Origin of the sequence: Pseudomonas anatoliensis, assembly GCF_017976235.1 — a bacterium.
GTDB classification, from domain to species: domain Bacteria; phylum Pseudomonadota; class Gammaproteobacteria; order Pseudomonadales; family Pseudomonadaceae; genus Aquipseudomonas; species Aquipseudomonas anatoliensis.
In genome coordinates this window covers 38,781-59,569 of the sequence record NZ_JACVHC010000005.1, presented here as the reverse complement: position 1 = coordinate 59,569, position 20,789 = coordinate 38,781, and the positions used below count along the sequence as shown (strand labels likewise).

Annotated in this window: 22 protein-coding genes; 16 read left to right on the top strand and 6 right to left on the bottom strand. The window is 61.1% G+C overall.

From position 1 onward, the window contains the following. Positions 1 to 13 precede the first annotated feature (13 nt). Positions 14 to 889: an alpha/beta hydrolase gene (locus tag ICA16_RS17250; protein ID WP_210701117.1), complete on the top strand. Its 876-nt coding sequence runs from the start codon at positions 14 to 16 to the stop codon at positions 887 to 889. Here ICA16_RS17250 and ICA16_RS17245 read toward each other — a convergent pair. After that, positions 883 to 2,232, bottom strand: coding sequence for an MATE family efflux transporter (locus ICA16_RS17245; RefSeq protein ID WP_150602551.1), 1,350 nt, complete (start codon positions 2,230 to 2,232; stop codon positions 883 to 885). The two genes, ICA16_RS17250 and ICA16_RS17245, sit on opposite strands and share 7 nt — an antisense overlap. Positions 2,233 to 2,394: 162 nt before the next feature. After that, the gene (locus ICA16_RS17240; RefSeq protein WP_150602550.1) at positions 2,395 to 2,688 is read right to left on the bottom strand and encodes a hypothetical protein; all 294 of its coding nucleotides are present in this window, start codon (positions 2,686 to 2,688) and stop codon (positions 2,395 to 2,397) included. Between the two features lie 230 nt (positions 2,689 to 2,918). Here ICA16_RS17240 and ICA16_RS17235 point away from each other — a divergent pair, with 230 nt between their 5' ends. The 5 genes from ICA16_RS17235 (at position 2,919) to ICA16_RS17215 (ending at position 7,440) form a co-directional block, all read left to right on the top strand. After that, a complete protein-coding gene (locus tag ICA16_RS17235; RefSeq protein WP_007951009.1) occupies positions 2,919 to 3,221 on the top strand; it encodes a MazG-like family protein in 303 nt (100 codons plus the stop codon). After that, complete coding sequence (locus tag ICA16_RS17230; RefSeq protein WP_210701116.1) at positions 3,221 to 3,970, top strand: methyltransferase; 750 nt, start codon at positions 3,221 to 3,223, stop codon at positions 3,968 to 3,970. Before ICA16_RS17235 ends, ICA16_RS17230 begins: the two co-directional genes overlap by 1 nt. 12 nt (positions 3,971 to 3,982) lie before the next feature. Next, a complete protein-coding gene (locus tag ICA16_RS17225) occupies positions 3,983 to 4,594 on the top strand; it encodes a DUF4136 domain-containing protein (protein WP_150602547.1) in 612 nt (203 codons plus the stop codon). 26 nt (positions 4,595 to 4,620) lie between these two features. Beyond that, the gene (locus ICA16_RS17220; protein ID WP_150602546.1) at positions 4,621 to 5,178 is read left to right on the top strand and encodes a DUF4136 domain-containing protein; all 558 of its coding nucleotides are present in this window, start codon (positions 4,621 to 4,623) and stop codon (positions 5,176 to 5,178) included. A gap of 264 nt (positions 5,179 to 5,442) precedes the next feature. Continuing rightward, positions 5,443 to 7,440, top strand: a complete 1,998-nt coding sequence (locus ICA16_RS17215; RefSeq protein WP_210701115.1) for a pilus assembly protein TadG-related protein — start codon at positions 5,443 to 5,445, stop codon at positions 7,438 to 7,440. Here the strand turns inward: ICA16_RS17215 and ICA16_RS17210 are convergent. Further along, positions 7,425 to 10,172, bottom strand: a complete 2,748-nt coding sequence (locus ICA16_RS17210; RefSeq protein ID WP_210701114.1) for a PAS domain-containing sensor histidine kinase — start codon at positions 10,170 to 10,172, stop codon at positions 7,425 to 7,427. The two genes, ICA16_RS17215 and ICA16_RS17210, sit on opposite strands and share 16 nt — an antisense overlap. After that, on the bottom strand, positions 10,169 to 10,609 hold the full coding sequence (locus ICA16_RS17205; protein WP_210701113.1) for a TadE/TadG family type IV pilus assembly protein: 441 nt from the start codon (positions 10,607 to 10,609) through the stop codon (positions 10,169 to 10,171). Before ICA16_RS17205 ends, ICA16_RS17210 begins: the two co-directional genes overlap by 4 nt. A 75-nt stretch (positions 10,610 to 10,684) precedes the next feature. Here ICA16_RS17205 and ICA16_RS17200 point away from each other — a divergent pair, with 75 nt between their 5' ends. Then, positions 10,685 to 11,155 (top strand): prepilin peptidase, encoded by a 471-nt coding sequence (locus ICA16_RS17200; RefSeq protein ID WP_210701112.1) that lies wholly within the window; start codon positions 10,685 to 10,687, stop codon positions 11,153 to 11,155. Positions 11,156 to 11,279: 124 nt separating this feature from the next. Continuing rightward, positions 11,280 to 12,053 (top strand): response regulator transcription factor, encoded by a 774-nt coding sequence (locus ICA16_RS17195; RefSeq protein WP_150617934.1) that lies wholly within the window; start codon positions 11,280 to 11,282, stop codon positions 12,051 to 12,053. A 51-nt stretch (positions 12,054 to 12,104) separates the two neighbouring features. On the opposite strand, the gene ICA16_RS17190 is transcribed toward ICA16_RS17195, so the two are convergent. Continuing rightward, positions 12,105 to 12,512, bottom strand: coding sequence for a response regulator (locus tag ICA16_RS17190; protein WP_210701110.1), 408 nt, complete (start codon positions 12,510 to 12,512; stop codon positions 12,105 to 12,107). A 59-nt stretch (positions 12,513 to 12,571) separates the two neighbouring features. Continuing rightward, positions 12,572 to 12,790: a Flp family type IVb pilin gene (locus ICA16_RS17185; RefSeq protein WP_150596158.1), complete on the bottom strand. Its 219-nt coding sequence runs from the start codon at positions 12,788 to 12,790 to the stop codon at positions 12,572 to 12,574. Positions 12,791 to 13,126: 336 nt separating this feature from the next. Here ICA16_RS17185 and cpaB point away from each other — a divergent pair, with 336 nt between their 5' ends. From cpaB to ICA16_RS17145, 8 genes are read left to right on the top strand one after another with little or no spacing between them, the layout of a single operon-like run. After that, complete coding sequence (gene cpaB / locus ICA16_RS17180; RefSeq protein ID WP_210701109.1) at positions 13,127 to 14,077, top strand: Flp pilus assembly protein CpaB; 951 nt, start codon at positions 13,127 to 13,129, stop codon at positions 14,075 to 14,077. 21 nt (positions 14,078 to 14,098) lie between these two features. Beyond that, positions 14,099 to 15,349, top strand: coding sequence for a type II and III secretion system protein family protein (locus tag ICA16_RS17175; protein WP_210701108.1), 1,251 nt, complete (start codon positions 14,099 to 14,101; stop codon positions 15,347 to 15,349). Beyond that, positions 15,346 to 16,536 carry a CpaE/TadZ family protein gene (locus ICA16_RS17170; protein WP_150617931.1) on the top strand — a complete coding sequence of 397 codons (1,191 nt, stop codon included), beginning with the start codon at positions 15,346 to 15,348 and terminating at the stop codon, positions 16,534 to 16,536. The genes ICA16_RS17175 and ICA16_RS17170 overlap by 4 nt, the downstream gene beginning before the upstream one ends. Next, positions 16,533 to 17,804: a TadA family conjugal transfer-associated ATPase gene (locus tag ICA16_RS17165; protein WP_210554197.1), complete on the top strand. Its 1,272-nt coding sequence runs from the start codon at positions 16,533 to 16,535 to the stop codon at positions 17,802 to 17,804. Before ICA16_RS17170 ends, ICA16_RS17165 begins: the two co-directional genes overlap by 4 nt. Before the next feature lie 11 nt (positions 17,805 to 17,815). Next, on the top strand, positions 17,816 to 18,700 hold the full coding sequence (locus tag ICA16_RS17160) for a type II secretion system F family protein (RefSeq protein ID WP_210701107.1): 885 nt from the start codon (positions 17,816 to 17,818) through the stop codon (positions 18,698 to 18,700). After that, complete coding sequence (locus ICA16_RS17155; protein ID WP_150602534.1) at positions 18,697 to 19,587, top strand: type II secretion system F family protein; 891 nt, start codon at positions 18,697 to 18,699, stop codon at positions 19,585 to 19,587. Before ICA16_RS17160 ends, ICA16_RS17155 begins: the two co-directional genes overlap by 4 nt. 10 nt (positions 19,588 to 19,597) lie before the next feature. Beyond that, a complete protein-coding gene (locus ICA16_RS17150; RefSeq protein WP_210554194.1) occupies positions 19,598 to 20,287 on the top strand; it encodes a tetratricopeptide repeat protein in 690 nt (229 codons plus the stop codon). Positions 20,288 to 20,297: 10 nt separating this feature from the next. Continuing rightward, positions 20,298 to 20,570, top strand: coding sequence for a DUF3613 domain-containing protein (locus ICA16_RS17145; protein WP_150687511.1), 273 nt, complete (start codon positions 20,298 to 20,300; stop codon positions 20,568 to 20,570). The last annotated feature ends 219 nt before the right edge of the window (positions 20,571 to 20,789 follow it).

Here is a 20,789-nt window from a genome sequence, read left to right as displayed (position 1 = left end):
AGGTTCGGCGCGTATGGCAGGTTTTTTTCGTCAAGGATTCGCTGCATTGTTCGGCGCTTTGTTGCTGTTGGCATTGAGTGCCTGTTCGCCGGTCAAGCTGCTCAATGCGCTGACGCCGGACAGCACGTTCGTCAAAACCGCCGGTATTGCTTATGGCGGCGATCCACGGCAAAAACTTGATGTGTACGTGCCGCGCCACGCCTTGCCAGATGCCCCGGTCGTGGTGTTTTTCTACGGCGGCAGTTGGAACAGCGGTGCGCGCGAGGACTACAACTTTGTTGGCGAGGCGTTGGCGTCGCGGGGCATTGTCGCGGTTGTGGCGGATTATCGGCTGTATCCGCAGGTGCGTTATCCACTGTTTCTGCAGGACGGTGCGCGGGCGGTGGCATGGACCAAGGCGCACATCCGCGAGTTTTCCGGCAATCCACAGCGTTTGTACCTGATGGGGCACAGCTCGGGTGGCTACAACGCGGCGATGCTGGCACTGGACGGCGATCTGCTCGCTGCGGCGGGCATGTCCCCCAAAGACCTGCGCGGCTGGATCGGTCTGGCCGGGCCATACGACTTTCTGCCGATCGAGAATCCCGCTGTGCGGCCGGTGTTTTTCTGGCCGGACTCGCCGCCGCAATCGCAGCCGATCAATCATGTCAGTGGCGGTGCGCCGCCCGCGCTGCTGATCGCGGCGAGCGAGGATGATCTGGTCAACCCGACGCGCAACACCGGCGGCCTGGCGCACAAACTGCGCGCGGCCGGGGTGCCGGTGCAGGATTTCTACTATTCGCGACCCAATCACATAACGCTGGTGGCGACGCTGTCGCGACCGTTACGTGGACTGGCGCCGGTGCTCGATCAGGTAGTCGGCTTCATCAAGCACACGCCGGCTCAGTGAGCGGCGCCGGTGAACCAGCCGTCGTTGCGCTTCAGCCACCAGGCTTGCGCACCGAGAGTCAGGCTGCGCAGCACCATGAACAACAGGAACGTTATCCACAGGCCATGATTGCCCAGACCTTGCAGCGCCCAGGCGAACGGCAGGAGCAACACCACCGTCATGAGCATGCCGTTGCGCATTTCCCGGGCCCGGGTGGCGCCGATAAACAGACCGTCGAGCAGGTAGCTCCACACCGCAACCAATGGCAGCACGGCGAGGTAGGGCAGGTAGACGAATGCAGTGTCGCGTACGTTCTGGATGTCGGTTTGCATCTCGATGAACAAGTGCCCGGCCAGGAGAAACAGCAGGGCAAAGCCGAGACTGGCGATGAGCGACCAGCCACCGGCAACCACCAGTGAACGGCGCAAGGCGAGGCGATCACGCGCACCGATGGCGTGTCCGCAAAGGGCTTCGACCGCGTGGGCCAAACCATCCAGAGCATGCGCAGTCAGTAACAAACCATTGAGCAGTAGCGCGTTGGCGGCGACCGTCGCATCACCGAGCCGCGCACCTTGCACCGTGATCAGGAAAAACACCGATTGCAGCGCCAGGCTGCGGATGAAGATATCGCGGTTGACCGCCAGCAGCGGTCGCCAGCTCTGCCATACCTTCAACGCGGCCCAGGCGATGTGCCCGGGATAGGCGCGCAACGCTTTGCGGGTCAGCAGCAAGCCGAGCAGGGCGCCGCTCCATTCGGCGATGACCGAGGCGCGAGCGGAGCCGACCACGCCCCAGTCCAGGCCGATGACGAACCAAAGATTGAGGACGATGTTGATCAGGTTCGTCGTCAGCAGAATCGCCAGCGGCGCCCGCGCGTTCTGGGTGCCGAGGAACCAGCCCACCAGCGCATAACTGGCCAGCGCGGCGGGGAGGCCGAACAACCGGGTGTGGAAGAACTCGCGAGTGAGCTGATCAAGCTCCGCCGACGGCTGCATGAAATGCAACGCCACGCCGCTCAGCGGAACACCCAGGGTGCCGAGTACCAGTGCCAGACCCATCGCCAGCAGCAAACCTTGCAACAGAATCTGCCGCAGCGCCGCGCCATCACTGCGCCCGGCCGCTTGTGCGGCGAACCCGGTGGTGCCCATGCGCAGGAAACCCATGGCCCAGGCGAGAAAGGTATACAGGCTGGCGCCGACCGCCACTGCGCCCAGTTGATGGGCGTGGGGCAAGTGGCCGATGACGGTGCTGTCGACCAGCGCTACCAGCGGCACAGAAATATTGGAAAGAATCATGGGCGCCGCGAGCACCCAGACCTTGCGGTGAGTCGGGCGGTCGCGCCAGTCGGCAATCAGGTTGGACATGCGGGCTCCTTGGGGGAGCGGGCATTGTAGCGATTCATCTGGCTGGCAATGCGATCCAATGTAGGAGTGAGCCTGCTCGCGATAGCGGTGAGTCAGTCAGAATTGATTTGAATGACCTACCGCTATCGCGAGCAGGCTCACTCCTACAAGGGTTTCGTGGGGTCAGTGAATAATCCAGCTCAACAACCACAACCCCAGCAACAACCAGATAATCCCGGCAATGATCGACGCATTCATGAACGCACGAATCGCCGACCACAACAGCATCAGCCCGACAATCAGGGCGATGATGCTGATGATCGAAGTGTCCATCCCCAGCGTCTTGGCCAGGCCGTCGACAAAGTTGCCTCCGGCGTTGCTCAGTATGTTGAACAAACCACTGAGACCATCAACGATAAAGCGGATGACCGCGCCGAGTGCCTGGCCGAGCCATTCGAAAAAGCTTTCTACCTGCATGTGTGCATCCTGAGAAATTGGCATTGAACCTTGGGCCGCGGCATCTATGGCCGAGTTCCGTGGCGGGAGTATGGCGTAAACCTGTAGGCGCTGCCGCAGGCTGCGATCGTTTGATCCTGCTTTTGAATTCAAAAACCAGAAATCGAAAGATCGCAGCCTGCGGCAGCGCCTACATGGGCCTTGCCTTCAAGCAACATCCCCCCGAAGCTATACGCCTTCAGGAGAACCCGATGAACCTTGTTGAACTGACCGAACGCCTGCACGCCATTCGCGATCGCAATGACTGGCGGCAATTTCACAGCCCGAAAAACCTTGCCATGGCCGCCAGCGTCGAGATGTCCGAACTGGTGGAGATCTTCCAGTGGCTGACGGAAGACCAGTCGCGCCAGTTGCCAGCGGACAAACTCGCCCACGCCGGGCAGGAAGTTGGCGACATCGTGTTGTATCTGTTGCTGCTGTGCAGCGAGTTGGGGTTGGACATGAATGAAGTGGTGCGCAGCAAACTCGCCGACAGCGAACGGCGGTTCAGCTGATGAGCGACCGGCATTTCGATCAGTTGGCGACGCGTTTCGCCGAAAAAATCTATGGCGGTGCCAAAGGTGCCATTCGCCTCGCGGTGTTGCAGGCTGACCTTGCCGAAGCGCTGCCGGATCGCCCGTTGCGGGTGCTCGACATTGGTGGCGGTCTGGGCCATATGTCGCTGTGGCTGGCAGAGCGCGGGCACGATGTGACCTTTACCGAGCCGGCCGAGCCGATGCTCGAAGGCGCTCGCCAGCGCTTTGCCGATGCGGGGCAGGCTGCGACATTCATTCAGGCGCCGTGGCAGGAATTGCCCGGCCAGCTCACTGAACCCTACGACCTGGTGATCTGCCACGCCGTGCTGGAATGGCTGGCCGAACCCCACGCGATTTTGCCGGTGCTGCACCAATTGACCAAGCCCGGCGGCTGGTTGTCGCTGGCGTTTTACAACCGCGATGCGCTGATCTACCGCAATCTGCTCAAGGGCCATTTCAAGAAGATGCGCAAGAACGTCATGGCCGGCGAAAAGCAGAGCCTGACCCCGCAGCAGCCCCTCGACCCGCGAGAACTTGCAACGCAACTCGAAGGCTTGTGGCAGGTCGAAAGCCAGAGCGGAGTGCGGGTTTTTCACGACTACATGCCGATGGAATTCCAGGCCCGCGTCGAACTCGCGGATTTACTCGAGATGGAGCTCGCCCACCGTCGTCACCCAAGCTTCGCCGGGCTTGGGCGCTACTTGCACTGGATCTGCCGGCCGATCTGATCGGAGCGCGACATGAAAGCTCAATCCGGGTTATTGCTGATCTGTCTGGGGTTGGCTGCCTGCCAGGGTAGCAACCCGTATGTGGCGCAGTCGCGACCCTTGCCCCCGGCGCCGCCGCAAGCCGCCAACACGTTTGACCGCAGTGCCTACCCGGCACCACCGCGTGATTATGGGCGCTATCGCAGTTGGGCCTGGCTCAACGGGCAATTGCCGCCGGGCACTGCATGGGCGGATTCGGCGCAAGTGGCCGATGCGGTGAGCAATGCGCTGGATCAGCGTGGTTTACGGCCGTTGCACGACAATCGCCCGGCGGATCTTTTCGTTACCGCCGACCTGCGTCTGGAAACCCGCTTGCGTCAGGAGCGCGACGATTACGGCTACTACGGCGGATACGGCAGCTATGATCGTTACGGACGCGGTTACGGCATGTACAACACCGTACCGATCGTCCGTACCTATCAGGAACAGGTCGTGGTGGTGCAAGTCGATCTGTTCGACGCCGTCACCGGTCAACCGGTGTGGAGCGCCAGCGCCGAAACCGCCAACAGGGGCAGCCAGAGCGACCGCACCGATGCAATTCGCGAGGCTGTGGAAAAGGCCATGTCGGCGTATCCTCCGAGTTAGCTACCTCCTACGAGTGGAGAAAACCCATGTTCCGCCGTCTCGCTTTACTGGCCATGGCCGCGCTGCTCAGCGCCTGCGCCTCGAACCAGGTCAATCACGACTTTGATGCCAGCCGCGACTTCGCTGCCTATCGCAGCTGGAGCTGGAAAGATCCCGCCCTGCAATATCGCCCGGATGACCCACGGATCAAGAGCGACCTGACCGAACAAAGGATTCGTCAGGCGGTGACCGATCAGCTCGATCAACGGGGTTTGCGTCCCGCAGCGGCAGGCGCCAAGGGTGACGTGAGTGTGCAGACCTACTTGATTGTCGAGGATCGCCAGCAGCAAGTGACGACCAATTACGGCGGCGGTTGGGGTGGCCCATGGAATGGTTACTGGGGCGCGCCGATGTACAACGAAACCCGCAACATCACCTACAAGGTCGCAACCATCCAGGTCGACTTGCTCGATGGCAAGGACGGCAAACTGGTGTGGCGCGGCAGCGATGAGCAGATGCTCGCCAGCAGGCCGAATCCAGAGGACCGCAGCAACGCCATACGCGAGACAGTCGCGCGCATCCTCGCCAACTATCCACCGCGCTAACTCTGTATAAAAAGGGAACCCTTGGGGTTCCCATTTTTTTGCCCAACACAAACTCCCTGTAGGAGCTGCCGAAGGCTGCGATCTTTTGATGTTGATCTTTTAAAAACAAGATCAAAAGATCGCAGCCTTCGGCAGCTCCTACAGGGGATTTGTGACGGTGCCGTTAGCTTATGGCTTGGTGCCAGCAACTTCGCCGCGCCCCGTCTACACTCAAATCCACCCATGGAGGTTGCGCTCGGCGGTGCGCCGGCAAAGGAGTGCGCGATGTCACCCCGTTCACAATTCAACAGCCCGGCCCGACAGCGCGGGGCGATCGGCCTGACGGCGGCACTGACCCTCGGCCTTGCGGTGTTGATGATGTTGCTGGTAGTCGATACCGGCCGCTTGTACATGGAGCAACGCAAACTGCAGCGCGTGGTGGATAACGCCGCTCTGGAAGCGGTCAGTCGCGGTGGCAATTGCCTGTCCGGCCTGACGGCAGCCACTTATGCCGGGCAAAGCGCCGTGCGCAATGGATACACCGTCGATACCACCAATACCCTGACGACCAGTTGCGGCACTTTGCTGACCGGCGCCAACGGGATGCGCACGTTCACCGCTGATGCGACTCAGGCGGCAGCGGTCCAGGTCGCGGCCAGTCGCACGGTGACCACCAGTTTCGCCCGTGGCATACGCGCGTTGTTCTCGGGAGCATCGGTCAGCCAGAACACCACGTTGCAGGCTTCCGCCGTCGCCGCAAAACCGCAGCCGACGCTCGCGCAACTGAACATTCGCAGCAATCTGGCGAGCATCGATACCGCCCAGTCGAACATCCTCAACCCGCTGTTTTCAGGGCTGCTCGGTGGCAACGTCAACCTCACCGCGCTGGGCTGGGATGGCCTGCTGAAAACTGATATCAACCTGCTCAAATACCTCGATCAACTGGCGATCAATCTGAATGTCGCGGCCGGTAACTACAGTCAATTGCTCAACACTCAAGCCTCGGTCACACAACTGATTCAAGCCGCTGCGACAGTGGCGCAACTCAACGGCGCGACCGCCGAAGTGATTACCGCGCTCGGCGCGCTTCAAGTGGCAGCAATCAACGCGGCGCCGGTCAAGCTCGGCGAGATTCTGCAATTGCAGACCGGCACCACGTCGGCGGGGCTGGATGCCAACCTGCAACTGCTGCAACTGATTCAGGGCGTGGTGCAACTGGCCAACAGCAAAAGCGCGGTAGCGGCGACGTTGCCGATCAGTGTGCCGGGGTTGGCGAACGTTACGGTGCGGGTGAAGGTAATCGAACCACCGCAGTTTTCCGCGATTGGCGACCCGGCCCGAGCCAAGGCCAACCCGCTGGGGCCGGACCGGATTTTTGTGCGCACGGCGCAGATTCGTACGATGTTGTCAGTCAATCTGCCGGTGCTTTCGGGGGTAACCGGGTTGACCAACGCGGTGCTGGGATTAGTGGGCACATTGACCCCGACCCTGAATGCACTGTTGAGCCTGAATCTGGTGGATACGCTCAACTCCGTGTTGTGTTTGCTGGGCGCTGGTTGCGAACAGCTTGATCCCAAATTGCTGCCATCCCCGCGAATCGATATTGCCCTCGATGCCGGCGGCGCGAAGAGTTACGTCACTGATTACAGTTGCCCGACCGGCAGCACGGGTACGAAAAGCCTGACCGCCCACACTATTACCTCTATCGCCGATCTCAAGGTCGGCCAGATCGACCCGACCAACGCTTTCTCGTCGGTCGCCGAGCCGACGGTCATGCCGCTGCCGCTGATCGATCTTGGCACGGTCACGTGCCACAAGATTCTTGGTATTGGCTCGTGCAATCCCGCCACCCATGTGCCATACCGCGCCGGTGGAATCGGGATCAAACTCGACACCAGCGTTGCGCAAAATTCGCAAGACTTGCTGTTTTCCAGCGCCACGCCGTTCGCCACCCCGGCCAACCTCAAACTGCCGCCAAGTATTCAGGCGGTGGTACCTACCAACAATATCGTTGCAAGCCTGGCCAATAGCCTGGCGGGCATCAACCTGATCGTCTACAGGCCGGTGGGCAGCAACCCGCTGGGCGCTATCGTGACGGGCGTGGCGTCTTTGATCAGCGATGTCACCAACCGTCTGCTGCCAGTGGTGACCGGGTTGATCTCGCCATTGCTCGACCCACTGCTCAACAACCTGCTAAAAAGCCTGGGCATCAACCTGATGAACGTCGAGGTCGGCGCCAACATGACTTGCGGGCAGACTGGCAGAGCCTATCTGGTGATCTGATCGCTGGGTGCAATCGGTAGCTCGATACAGAACCGCGCACCCTCAACGCCATTGCGCACGCTCAGGCGTCCGCCCATGTTTTCGATGATGCCGTAACTCACCGACAAGCCCAGACCGGTGCCAACACCCACGGGTTTGGTGGTGAAAAACGGCTCGAAAATGCGCTCCAGCAGGCGCGGATCAATGCCGCCGCCGTTGTCCTCGACGCACAGCCGCACCACATGCTCGTCGCACTCGGCGTGCACGGCGATCCACGGCTGGAAGTCGCGATTGGCCTCACGCTTGCCGAGCAGGGCGTCGCGAGCATTGACCATCAGGTTGATCAGCACTTGCTCAAGCTGATCGACGTAACCGCGCACCTGAACCTGAAAACTAGCGTCTTTGATTCGCAACTCGACACCTTTGCCGCGCAGGCCTTCAGACAACAACGCCAGCGTGCCTTCAATGGCGTCGAGAGGGTTGAAGGGATGTTGTTCGATTTCCGAGCGGCGGCCGAACACACGCATGTGATCCACCACTCGGGCCGCCCGTTGCACCTGGGCGTCAATGCGTTTGAGCTTGTCGGTCAGATAGTCGATCTGCACATCGCCGTTGCTCAAACGCTTGAGCACATTGACGATGGCCATGCGCATCACGTTCAGCGGCTGATTGATCTCGTGCGCCAGGCCGGTGGCCATTTCGCCGAGGGTGGCCATTTTTGCGCTCTGCGTCAGTTGCTGCTGCGAGCGGCGCACTTCCGTGTTGTCGCGGCCCACTGCTTGCACTTCGAGCAAACGCCCGTGCTCATCGAACACGCCACGATCCGACCAGACCCACCACGCATGCTCGCGACCGGGCAGGCGCAGATTGATTTCAGCGGTACTCACCGGCAGTTCCGGGGTCAGTTGCGCCAGGCGCTGAACAAAGGCTTCGCGCTGTTCGTCAGACATCCAGTTGCCCAGATTCACCCCGGGCAACTGCTCCGGCGCGCACTCCAGATAAGTCGCCAACGGCCGGTTGCCGAAGGTCAGTGTCAGGTCCGGGCGGTAGCGGCAAATCATCGCCGGCGAATCTTCGACCAGAATCCGGTAGCGCTCCTCGCTGGCCTTGACCTGCTCGGCGGCGAGGGTCGCTTCGGTGACGTCCAGCCACAGGCCCACTGCTTCGACGGGCAGGCCGAGATCGTCGCGCAGCAGTTTGGCTTCATCGAGCAACCAGTGCGCCTGACCCTGACGGTCGAGCACCCGATAGCGAGCGCTCACCGAGCCTTCGCGCAGTAACTGGCGAGTGCGTTCGAAATAGCGCGGACGGTCTTCGGGGTGGACGTGCTCCACCAGTCGACCATCGGCACAATCGGCGAGATCCCAACCCAGCAAGGGTTGCAGGCTGGCACTGAAAAATGTCGGTTGCAGCGCCCCTTCGACGTAGCGCTGCACGTAGATCACCGCCGGTGAACTGGCGATCAGATTGTCCAGTCGCGCATGGGCGGCAGCGGCCTGCTGCTGTTGATTTTTGATGTCGCTGATGTCGAGCATGAACCCTACCAGTCGGCGTTCGGCACCGATGCCCAGCGACCGGCCTTGCAGGCGATACCACAGCGGCAACGATTGATCGCTGGTTTGCAGGCGCACGCACAATTCCAGCGGCGTGCCGTCATCCTGCAAGGCTTGCAGATGGCTGCGCAGCTCATCGCGATCGGCGGGATGCACGTGGCTGAACCAGTCCTCGATGGAGATTCGCTCACTCTGCAAACCGAGGTTCACCGCCAGTGCTGGCGCCAGTTGCACTTCGGCGCTGGCGCTGCTGACTTCCCACCAACCGGTACCGAGCAGTGCCTGGAGGATTTCCAATCGTTCCAGCTGTTGATGATGACGATGCTCGCGCAGCCGCTCCAGCAGCGGCGCGGCCACGGCGGCGGCCAACAGGAGCCAGTCATGATCGCTCAGGTCGGGTGCCTGTTGCGCCGCGCTATAGCCCGCGCACAACAACCATGCCGCTACGCCTTGAGCGTCGCGGTAGGGCACGGCAAACCCTTCGTTCGGGCCGAGCAGCGCACTCAGTCGCGGCTGCTCGCTTGCCATTAAACGTTGCGGCAGGGCGCCGTTCAGGCTGTCGAGGCCAGTGCCCAGGCGCTGTTGGTCACGCCACACCTGCGGTGCATTCGGCGCCGCGTAGTGCTGATGAATCTGCCAGCCCTGGCCCTGCTCATCGAGCAGGGCCACCGCCAGGCTGGGAATGTGCAAATGCTGACCCAAACGTTGCAACTGTTCGCTCAGCACCTGCGGGAGGCGAGCGAGGCTGCCCAGGCGCAGTTGGTCGCGAATCTGTGTGGCCAGCCACTGGCATTGCTCACGGCTGCGCGCCTGCCGCCGTTCGCCGAGCAGATCACCGATGTCCAGCAATTGCAGAAGCCAGCCGTCACCTTGCGCCTGCACCCAGCCGCGCAAATGCAATGGCGGGCCTGCGAGGCTGTAAAAATCCAGGTCGAGCAGTTGTCCTTGCCAGTCGGCCGGTCGACCTTCCACCGCAAGGCTGCTGTGCGGCAATAAATATTCGAGCAGCGGCGCGGTACGGCTACTGGGCCTTTGTTGCGCAAGCAAATGGCGCAGTGGTCCGCTCAAATGCTCGACGTGGCCGTCGTCATCCACATACAGCTGCAGGCCGACGCTTGGCACTACGGACCTGTTCAGAGGCTGAGGCAGGCCGGGTTGTCGATTGAGCAGGCGGGCGAACAGCTTGTCACCCGTACTCAAAATTGCAGGCTCGAAGAGGCGCGCAGTGTCGCTGGCAGGCGCGGCACTGAACCGATGCCCGGCAGCACCAGAAACGGCAGCGCCTGATTCAATTTGCTGGTGGGATAGTGAATGGTTACGGTCAGCACGCCACCGACATAAGTGATGGTGCTGTCCGAGGTGGCGTTGAAGTCCAGGGCGCCAGGTAGCCAGGCCAGTTGCCGGGCCAGTTCGGTTCTGGCGTTGGTGGTGACGACGGTGGGGTAATTGTCGGTGGCCGGATCAAGCGCCACGCTGCGCCGTACTGCCTCGGCCGTCGATTCGTTGAACGACTGCATCAGCAACAGCGGCAAGCTGTAGCTGACCAGGCCATAAAACACAGCAAAAAAGATGATGAAGACCAAGGCGAACTCGATGGCGACTGCGCCTTTTTGCTTGCGGGGGAGGCCGGATTTCATGACTGCGTCTACCCTGACATTCACTACGTAATATCAGCATAGAATCATTCGGCCAAAACGGACGTTTTTTACCGCATGCACAGCTTTGTCCTACTGATCTGGCTGGCGCTATGCGCGGCGCAGGATGCCCGGCAACGGCATATTGGCAACGCCCTGACGCTGGGTGTCGGCAGCCTCGCTGCGGCGTACTTGCTGTTGACCGGCCACACCTGGCTCGGTGCCGAAGCGGCGCAAGGCGGCTGGGCGGTATTGCTGGCGCTGGTGCTCACTGTTCCCGGTTATATCTTGAAACGTTTTGGCGCCGGTGATGTGAAATTAATGACAGCCTTGGCCCTCGCGACGGACGGTGCGCATCTGCTCGGCGCATTTATCGGCGCGGCGCTGACCAGCGCCCTGTGGATACTGCTGGTGCCAAAACTCTGGCTGCATATGAGTCAAAGGCTTAGAGAACATCTTCGATATATGGCACCAGGAATGTCAAAAAAGCTGCCATTTGCACCGTTCGTGCTGGCTGGAACAGTCCTGACTTTACTCTGGTTCCACTAGTCGCTCGTTGCCACTACTGCTATGTACATAGTCAGAAAGTGCGTCTACTTTCAAATTAACGCTGTACAGCATTGCGCTGTAAGTACAGGAACGGTCAGCCTTTGGCCTGGGCATGGAGTGGCAAGTGAACAAGCTTACGTCTGCAATAAAGGTTCTGGTAGTCGACGATCAGCCGCTGGTTGTCGAAGAACTCTGCGAATTCCTCGAGAGCAGCGGCTATCGTTGCGTGCCTTGCGAATCAAGCAAGCAGGCGATCGAACAATTCATCGAAGACCCTGCCATCGGCCTGGTGTTGAGTGACCTGCATATGCCGGACATGGACGGCATTGAACTGGTGCAGGAACTGCAACGGTTGTCGGGCAAGCACCGTGCTTTCGAAGCCATCATGCTCACGGGTCGCGCCGATAAGCAGGACGTGATCAAGGCATTACGCGCCGGGATTGCCGACTACTACCAGAAACCTATTGATCTGGACGAACTGCTCGAAGGTCTGCAACGCCAGGAAGTGGCACTGCAAGAGCGGCAGAAAACCCTGCAACTGGGCCATCTGAATCAGAAGCTGCAATACCTGTCCGAGTCGATTGACGACCTTTACCAGGACCTCGACAAAGTTCGCCGCGGCCCTGCGCCTGTGAGTGACGAAGCGTCGGGTAATGTCGAAGGGCTGGAGATACCGGCGATTTTCAATCAGCTGTCGCCACGTCAGCTCGATGTCGCGCGGTTGGTAGGCAAGGGCCAGACCAACTATCAGATCGCGTGTGAACTGGGGATTACCGAGAACACGGTAAAACTCTATGTCTCGCAGGTGCTGCGCCTGACGCATATGCACAACCGCACCCAATTGGCTTTGGCGTTGTCACCGAGCAACTCGGGGCGTCAACGTGTGACCGCGCACTGACCTTTGTCGACCCCGCTCTTGCGCGGGGTCACATACCTCAACCGCCGCAATTCAACCGATAGAGACCTTCGACTTGGGAAACAGGTTGTTGAGGGTTTCCAGCAGGCGCACGTGATAAATCGGTTTGCGGAACAGGTCCAGTACCTGCAGGCGCAGCATGTCGCTGACATCCTCCATGTCCGCATGCCCGGACGTGACGATCACCGGCAAGTGCTGGCGCGAGGTGTGTTCACGTAGACGCTTGATCAGCGACATGCCGCTTTCTTCCGGCATGCGCAGATCAGTGATCACCAAGGCGATATCGGGATGGCGGGTGAGATGGTGAAGGGCGAGTTTCACCGACGTTGCGGTATGACAGGTGAAGCCTTCGCCCTCCAGCAACTCCGCAAGCTCCAGCAGTGCGTCCTCTTCATCGTCGACGAGGAGCAACTGCTGGCGTGGAGTGTGTGAAGAGTTCATGGGCAACACCTGCAATGGACTGAGTGCTGACGTTAGAACCCAATGGCTGCATTGACAAGTTAACTGCCGGTGACGGCGGGTGTCAGCGCGGTTTGGATAGCGGTCAAAATCCTGGTGACCTGCGTGCCGATGCCGTTACCGAACGCAGCAATCACCAGCGCCACCAGACCAACCACCAGCGCATACTCGATGGCCGAGGCACCCTCGGTGTCTTTGGCCAGGTTTTTGAAGAACGCGAACTCGGATTTGATTTTTGCAACAACGCGCGAATACGACATGAGGATTCTCCTAGAGCACGCCAGGTGTTGCGCGTTCGCAACATGATTTCCCTGTGCCAGCATCAGCATTGTCGGCATTTCTTGCTCCAACAACTGTAACAACGGATTAACGCTTAAGTAGTAATGCGCCGTTTAACGGCACAAAACGACGTTTGGCGCTTTAGCCCTCTGATTTTCGCGGATATTTGAGTGCGTTTAATGGCGTTTTGTTCGCGCTGCGCTACCGTCAAATAGCGAAATAGTTACTTGTTCATAGCTGCCTGATTGCGAATTTGTCTCGATGGAAGTCACGGGTCATTGCAAAAGACACAACGCAGCAGGAAAGGGAGAGCCGTCATGAACAGTCGCGTCACTTTGGGTCTGGCCGGATTGCTTCTGCTAGGCGCCATCATCGCCGGATACTGGGGGCTGACTTTAAGCCGTCAACCGACTGCCGAACCGGCCGCAGCGCCCGCTGCTGTCGCTGTCGTAGCAACGAACGCTGCGCCTGCGACACCGGTTGAAGACCCGACCCGTCAACCCGTTGTTGTGCTACTGCGCGATATCGCACCGTTCGTGAAAATCACCGCAGCCGATGTCGCGGTGGAAAAGCTGCGCACCGCCCCCGCCGGCAGCCTTGGCGCTGTCGAGCAAGTCGTCGGCCGCACGCCTTGGCGGCCCTTGAGCGCCGGCAGTTGGTTGAGTGAAGAAAGCTTCGAAGCGGGCAGCCAACTGGCACGAATGATCCGCCCTGGTGAACGCGCATTGGCCGTGGCGGTGGATGAAGTGATTAACGCCGGTGGGCAATTGGCGCCCGGCGACTACGTCGACGTACTGCTCTTTCTGCGCAAGGACGAAAGCAATTCGCAGGCCTCGGCGCAACTGGTGGTACCTGCGGTGCGCGTGCTGGTCGTCGGCAACCAGATGGGCCTGACCAACGAGGGTCAACCCGCCAGCCCCGCGCGCACCGAGGAAGAGCGCCTGAAACAGGAACAACAACGCATGGCTGCGCGCAGCGTGGTGCTCGCCGTGCCGGAACCGTTGCTCAGCCGCTTGATGCTGGCCTCGGGCGCCGGTGTGCTGCGCCTCGCGGTGCGCAGCGCCGATGAGCAGCAACTGGCGAAATACTGGGCCGGCGAAAACGATGTGGCGACGCGGCTCGATACACCTCGCCGGGATTTGCTCGAGTTCAGCCAATTGTCCCTGACGCCCCCGCCCAGGCCACTTGCTGTGGCCGGTCAACCGGCTGCGCGCAAACCCACCGTGGAAGTCATCCGCGGTGCAGAAACCGCCCAACCCACTCCCTGATCCGAGCAAGGACGCCTTTACATGCGCAAACGCTTTACGCCTCTGTTCAACGGCCTGTTTCGAGCCCCGCTGCTGAGCGTCGCCTCGATCGGCACTGCCGTCGCCGCCGCCAGCAACTGCGCCGCGCTCGGTCCGTTGCCGGCGACACTGGAAGTCGGCGAAGGCCTGCAACAAGCGCTGCAATCACCCGTGCCAATCACTCGGGTTGCGGTGGGCGACCCGAAAATCGCCGATGTGCGCGTGACCGGCGATCAAGGCGTGTTGCTCACCGGCGTCGCGCCCGGCGCCACCACGTTGATGATCTGGAGTGCCTGCGCCAGCGCGCCGCTGCAGAGCATGGTGTTCGTGCAGGGCAAGGCCAGCGCAGCGATGACGGCCGTTACGCTGCCGGCAACCGATGACCCGAACCTGCCGTCGCAAGTACAGACCGACATCCGTTTTGTCGAAGTCAGCCGCACCAAACTGAAAGAGGCCGGCACATCGATCTACGGTAAAGGCTCCAACAACTTCCTGTTCGGCGGCCCGGGCACGGTGCCAGGCACCGTAGTCAGACCGGGTACGGTGCCGGTCATTGCACCGAGCATTCCGTTGGTCAACGACGCGTTCAACATTGTCTGGGGCGGTGGCAGCAGCAAATTTCTCGGCATCGTCAATGCGCTGGAGGGCAGCGGTTTCGCCTACACCCTGGCGCGACCTAGCCTGGTGGCGTTGAGCGGGCAGAGCGCGAGTTTCCTTGCTGGCGGTGAGATTCCGATCCCGGTGCCGAGCGCCAACAGCAACAGTTACTCCATCGAATACAAGGAATTCGGTATCCGCCTGACCCTGACCCCGACCGTGGTCAGCAACAACCGCATCGCTCTCAAGGTCGCCCCTGAAGTCAGCGAGCTGGACTACAACAATGGCGTGACCATCGGCGGCACCACCGTGCCGGCGTTCACCATCCGCCGCACCGACACCAGCATTTCTCTGGCCGACGGTGAGAGCTTTGTGATCAGCGGGCTGATCAGCACGCGCAACGCCTCTGAAGTGAACAAGTTTCCCGGCCTTGGCGACATCCCGGTCCTCGGCGCATTTTTCCGCAACTCGTCGATCAATCGCGAAGAGCGCGAGTTGCTGATGATCGTCACCCCGCACCTGGTGCAGCCACTGGCCGCGAATGCGCCGCTGCCTTCGCTGCCGGGGGAGAAACTGCGCAACTACGACCCGAACTGGTATCGCCTGTACTTCCTCGAAAACGGCAACTTCGATAAACGCAGCGGATTATCGCAATGAGCCAGAACCTGAGTCAGACCTTCCTCGCCATCACCCGCAACGACACCGACCTTGAGTGGCTGCAAGGTGCGCTGGCGCCACTCGGTCAGGTGGTCAGCGCCGGTGGCGGCAGCCTTGACGAGTTGCTGGCGCTGGTCGATGTAACCTTCGCCAGCCTGGTGTTCGTGGGGCTTGATCGTGATCATCTGGTGGCGCAAAGCGCCCTGATCGAAGGGGTGCTGGAAGCCAAGCCGATGCTCGCCATCGTCGCCCTCGGTGACGGCATGGACAATCAGTTGGTGCTCAACGCAATGCGCGCCGGCGCGCGGGATTTCGTCGCCTACGGTTCGCGCTCCAGTGAAGTCGCAGGCTTGGTACGACGCCTGAGCAAACGTCTGCCGGCGGTGACGCCGAGCACTCAGCTCGGTGGTTTGACCGTGCTCTACGGCGTACAAAGCAACGCCGACGGCGCACTGCTCGCCAACCACATGGCGCTGGTGGTGCAGAAGAGCGGCCAGCAAACCCTGTTGCTCGATCTGGGCCTGCCGCGCGGTGACAGTCTGGCCTTGCTTGGGCTTGAGAGTTCGTTCAATTTCGGCGACGCGTTGCGCCACTTGCGGCGGCTGGATGCGACCCTGATCGACAGCGCCTTCACCAGCGCCGAAGCCGGCCTGCGCATTCTCGCTTACGCCAATGGCGACGAGCCGCTGGAGCGCACCAGTGCCGCCGAGTTGTATATGTTGCTCAGCGCCCTGCGCCAACACTTCCAGCACATCGTGGTCAACCTGACCGGCCAGCCCGACAGCGAAGCACTGCGCACCTTCGTCAGCCATTGCGACAAGTTGTTGTGGTACACCGATCAGAATGTCCTCGACTGTCGGCGCAACCTTGCGGTGCTCAATCTGTGGCGCGAAAAAGGCATGAAACTCGACCACTGCCGGCTGTTGGTGGATCGTTACTTGCGCAACGTCGCACCGGACTCCGACACCCTCGGCAAGACCTTCGGCCTGGAGGTGATCGCGGTGCTCGCCTACAGTCCGGAGATTCGTCTAAACGCAAAAAACCAGGGTGTCAGCCTGTTCGAACTGGCACCGCGTGAAGCCATCAGCCAAAGCCTGCGTACCCTCGGCGAACGTCTGGCGAAACGCTCCGAAGGCCTGGCCAAACCCAAGTCCAGCTGGTTCGACCGGTTGCGAGGCACCTCATGAGCGGCGAACAACTGTTCGGCGGGACGCAGCGCACCGCCCCCGGCAACACCGATCACGACGGCCTGAAACTGGTGCTGCACCGCTACATCATCGACGCCATCGAAGAGTCGGGGAAAAACCTGCTGGAGGGCTCGCGGCAGGTGCTCTCGCAGTTCGTCATCGACAAGGTTGCCGAATACATCGCACGCCTGCACCTGGCGATTTCCCGTTATGAGATGGAGCGCCTGGCCGAAGAAATCGTCGATGAGCTGACCGGTTTCGGTCCGCTGGAGGTATTGCTGCGCGACAGCGCGGTGACCGAGATTCTGGTCAACGGCCCGCACCGGGTGTTCATCGAACGCGACGGCGTGCTGCACCTGAGCGATCTGCGCTTTATTGATGCACACCACGTTGAACGGGTGATGCAGCGCATTCTCGCGCCACTCGGTCGGCGTCTCGATGAGTCGTCGCCGATGGTCGATGCACGCCTGCCCGATGGCAGCCGGGTCAACGCCATCATTCCGCCGATTGCCCTCGACGGCCCGTGCCTGTCGATCCGAAAATTTCGCAAGGACATGCTCAAGAGCACCGACCTGATGGCAATGCAAACCATCGATCAGGCGATCTTCGACTTCATCCAGGAGGCGGTGGGCAAGCGCTGCAACATCCTCATCAGCGGCGGCACCGGCACTGGCAAAACCACCTTGCTGAACATCCTCAGCCAGTTGATCAATCCCAACGAACGTCTGGTGACCATCGAAGACGTTGCCGAATTGCAGCTCGGCCATCCCCACGTCGTGCGCCTCGAAACCCGGCCGCCAAACGCCGAAGGCCATGGCGAGGTGAAAGCCAGCGACCTGATTCGCAACGCCCTGCGTATGCGTCCCGACCGGATCATCCTCGGCGAGATTCGCGGCGTTGAAGTGGTCGACGTGCTGACGGCGATGAACACCGGTCACGACGGCTCCATGAGCACCGTGCACGCCAACAATGCCCAGGACGCCTTGCTGCGTCTGGAAACCCTGGTCGGCCTGACCGGGCGCACCATCGCCGAACGCACCCTGCGCCAGATGATATGCGCCGCGCTGGATGTGGTGATTCAACTGACGCGCATGCCGGACGGCCGTCGCTGCGTCAGCGAGGTGGTGGAAGTGGTCGGCGTGCGCGATGACGTCTACGTCACCAACACGCTGTTCCGTCTCGACCGCCGCACAGGCTTCGGCTTCATGCGCGAGGCGGTCAACCCGGCTGGCGACAAGTTGCGCCGCGAACCGATGCTCGCGCACTGAGGGCCCACCGCATGCTCAAACCGCTGTTGCTGATCGTGATTTGCCTGACCTTGCTGGGGTTGTCGCTGCGCCTGTTCTACAGCGGCTGGCGTCAGGGCGGGACCGAGCGGGTGCTTGATCGGCTTAATCAGGGGCAACCGCAATTGACGGTGGAGGCGCCGCGCTGGGTGGGGCTTGAACGTGCGTTTCTGCGTGCGGGACTGGGCCGGCCGACGGAGCGTATCGGCCTCTGGTTACTGTTGTGGGCCTTTGCGATGCTCATCGGTTTCGCCCTGGCGGGGCTGATTGGCTTGCTGGTGTTGTTCGTCTTGCCGCCGCTTGCCCTGCGCGGGTATGTGAGTTGGCGCTATCAACGTCGGCTGCGGCGAATGATTGAACAATTGCCGCAACTGCTCGACCACACTGTGCGCAGCCTGAAGTCTGGACGTACCCTGGCCGATGCGGTGCTCGGAGCCATTGAGGCCAGTGAAGATCCGCTCAAGGATGCCATGGGCCGGGTCCAGCGCAGCGTGCAGTTGGGCGTGATCCTGCCGGACGCCGTGTCGGATCTGGCGGAGCTTTACGAGCGCGATGAATTTCGGCTGTTCGCCCTCGGCCTCAAGGTCAATCATCGCTACGGCGGCAACGCCAGCGAGCTGCTGGAAAACCTGATCAAGATGATCCGCGAGCGCGATCAGGCCGCGCGCCAATTGCGCGCGATGACTGGCGAAACCCGCCTCACCGCGTGGGTACTGGGCTTGCTGCCGATTACCATGGCCGGGTACTTCCTGATGGCCAATCCGGTTTATCTGGTCGCCATGTGGCACGACCCCTCCGGACAGCGGATGCTGGCCACGGCGTTCGGCATGCAGGTGATCGGCAGTCTGTTGCTCTGGCGGATGTTGCGCAGCCTATGACGACGCCACTGATGATCAGCGCCTTGCTCTTGCTTGGCGCCGCGCTGTTGCTGCTTTTCAGCCTGCTGGACCAGCGCCGCCGTAGCCAGCAGATCAGCCGCCGGCTGGAGGGCAACCTGCTGCGGCAGAATCGCTTCGGCAATCTGCTGCAAGTGCTCGGCGACAGCAAGGTCGGCCAGCGCAGCGTCAAAATCGACAACGAAACCCAGGCCCTGCTCAACCGTCTCGGCTGGCGCAGCGCCCGTCAGCGCTCGCTGTTCGCCGCCTGCCAGATTGGCTCGCCGTTGTTGCTGCTGGCGCTGACCGTGCTGCTGCAATCGGTATTTTTCCCCACCGTGGAAAAACAATGGATCGCGCCACTGTTTGCCCTCGGCGTTGGCTACCTGCTGCCCAAGCGAATGTTGGTGATTGCCGTCGCCCGTCGGCAAAAACAACTGGCCAGTGAGATCGGCACGTTCATTCCGCTGCTGCGCATCCTCTTCGAATCCGGCATGGCCGTGGAGCAGGCACTGCGCGTGTTGAGCCATGAAGGCCAGGCGTTGTTGCCGGTGCTGACCCAGGAACTGCGGCTGGTGTTGAGCCGCGTCGACTCAGGCCTTGAGTTGGGCGCAGAACTGAACAAAGCCACGCAACTGCTGGCGGTCGACGAGTTCACCGACACCTGCGTGATCCTCCAGCAACTGCTGCATCAGGGCGGCGGCGCGATGAAATCGCTGCTGTCGCTCAAGCAACTGCTTGATGACCGGCGCCTGACGCGCCTGCAGGAATACATCTCGAAAATGTCCGCAAAAATGTCCGTCGTGATGATGCTGTTTCTCTTCCCGGCGCTATTGATTGTCCTCGCCGGCCCGGGCTTCACCGCCCTGGCGAAGGCGTTGGGTGCTTGAAGGAGTGGTGATGAAAGCGATGATTGCAGGTGTCTGTTTGCTGCTGCTCGGTGGTTGTGCCAACACCGGGCAAAACCCTTGGCAAGCGCTGACCAATAACACCAGTTGCGCCAAGTTGAGTTCCGATCAACAGCTGTCGTTGAACCTCGCCGATGACATGGCCAACGATGGCAAGCTGCACGCCAGCCTCGCCAACCTGCAAAGCCTGCCGGACAACATCGCTGATGTGCGTCTGCGCAAGGCCAAGGTGTACCGCTTGCTCGGTCGCAGTGAGGCCGAGCCTCTGTATCGCAGCCTGCTCGGTTCGTGTCTGGCCGCCGAGGCCGAACACGGCTTGGGCCAATTGGCAGCGGCGAGGTCCGACTACGGTCAGGCGCAGGCTCATTTGCAACGCGCCGCACGCCTGGCGCCGACCGACGAAAAAATCCGTAACGATCTGGGGGTGGTTTACCTCAACCAGTTGCGCATTGAAGACGCACGCTTCGAATTCCTCACCGCCATGGAGCTCAAGCAGAGCGATCAGTTGGCGGCGCTGAACCTGGTGACGCTGTTGCTCTATCAGAACGACTGGAACCGCGCCGCCGAACTGGTCAGCCGTCTCGGCCTGAGCCCGGCGCAATTCAGCGAAGCCCAGGGCCGCGCGGAAAAACTCAAAGTGCCGAGCCCGGCCACCGCCGCCGTCACGGCGATGCTCAAGTAAGGAGACCGCGATGAGAGCTGCCATTTTTTTTGTTGGCCTGCTGGCACTGCCGCTGACCAGCCACGCCATCGACGCCGGCCCGGCCTCGGCCCAGCAACAGGAAACCGAAGGCTGGCTGCTGCTGCAAAGCCGTAACAAAGTCGCCTCGCCGGTCGTGCAAACCCAGACGCCGACTGAACGGGAACTGGCCATGCAGCGCTGGCTGAAAAGCTACCTGCACGAGATTCCGCAGTATTTCGATCAGGACGAGGGCGGGGAGGTCGACAGCGGATCGGGGGGCTAGCCCGGTTCACCGCGTTATCGTTCTTCGCGAGCAGCCCAGTCAATACAACTCATGCAGACTGCATATACCCGTGTAGGAGCTGCCGAAGGCTCGGGCCGCGATCGGACGATCTTTTGATCTTGTTTTTAAAGATCGCAATCAAAAGATCGCAGCCTTCGGCAGCTCCTACACGGGGGGGATTTCAATTCGGGGTGTGTGGGATTTTCGGAACCATCCCAC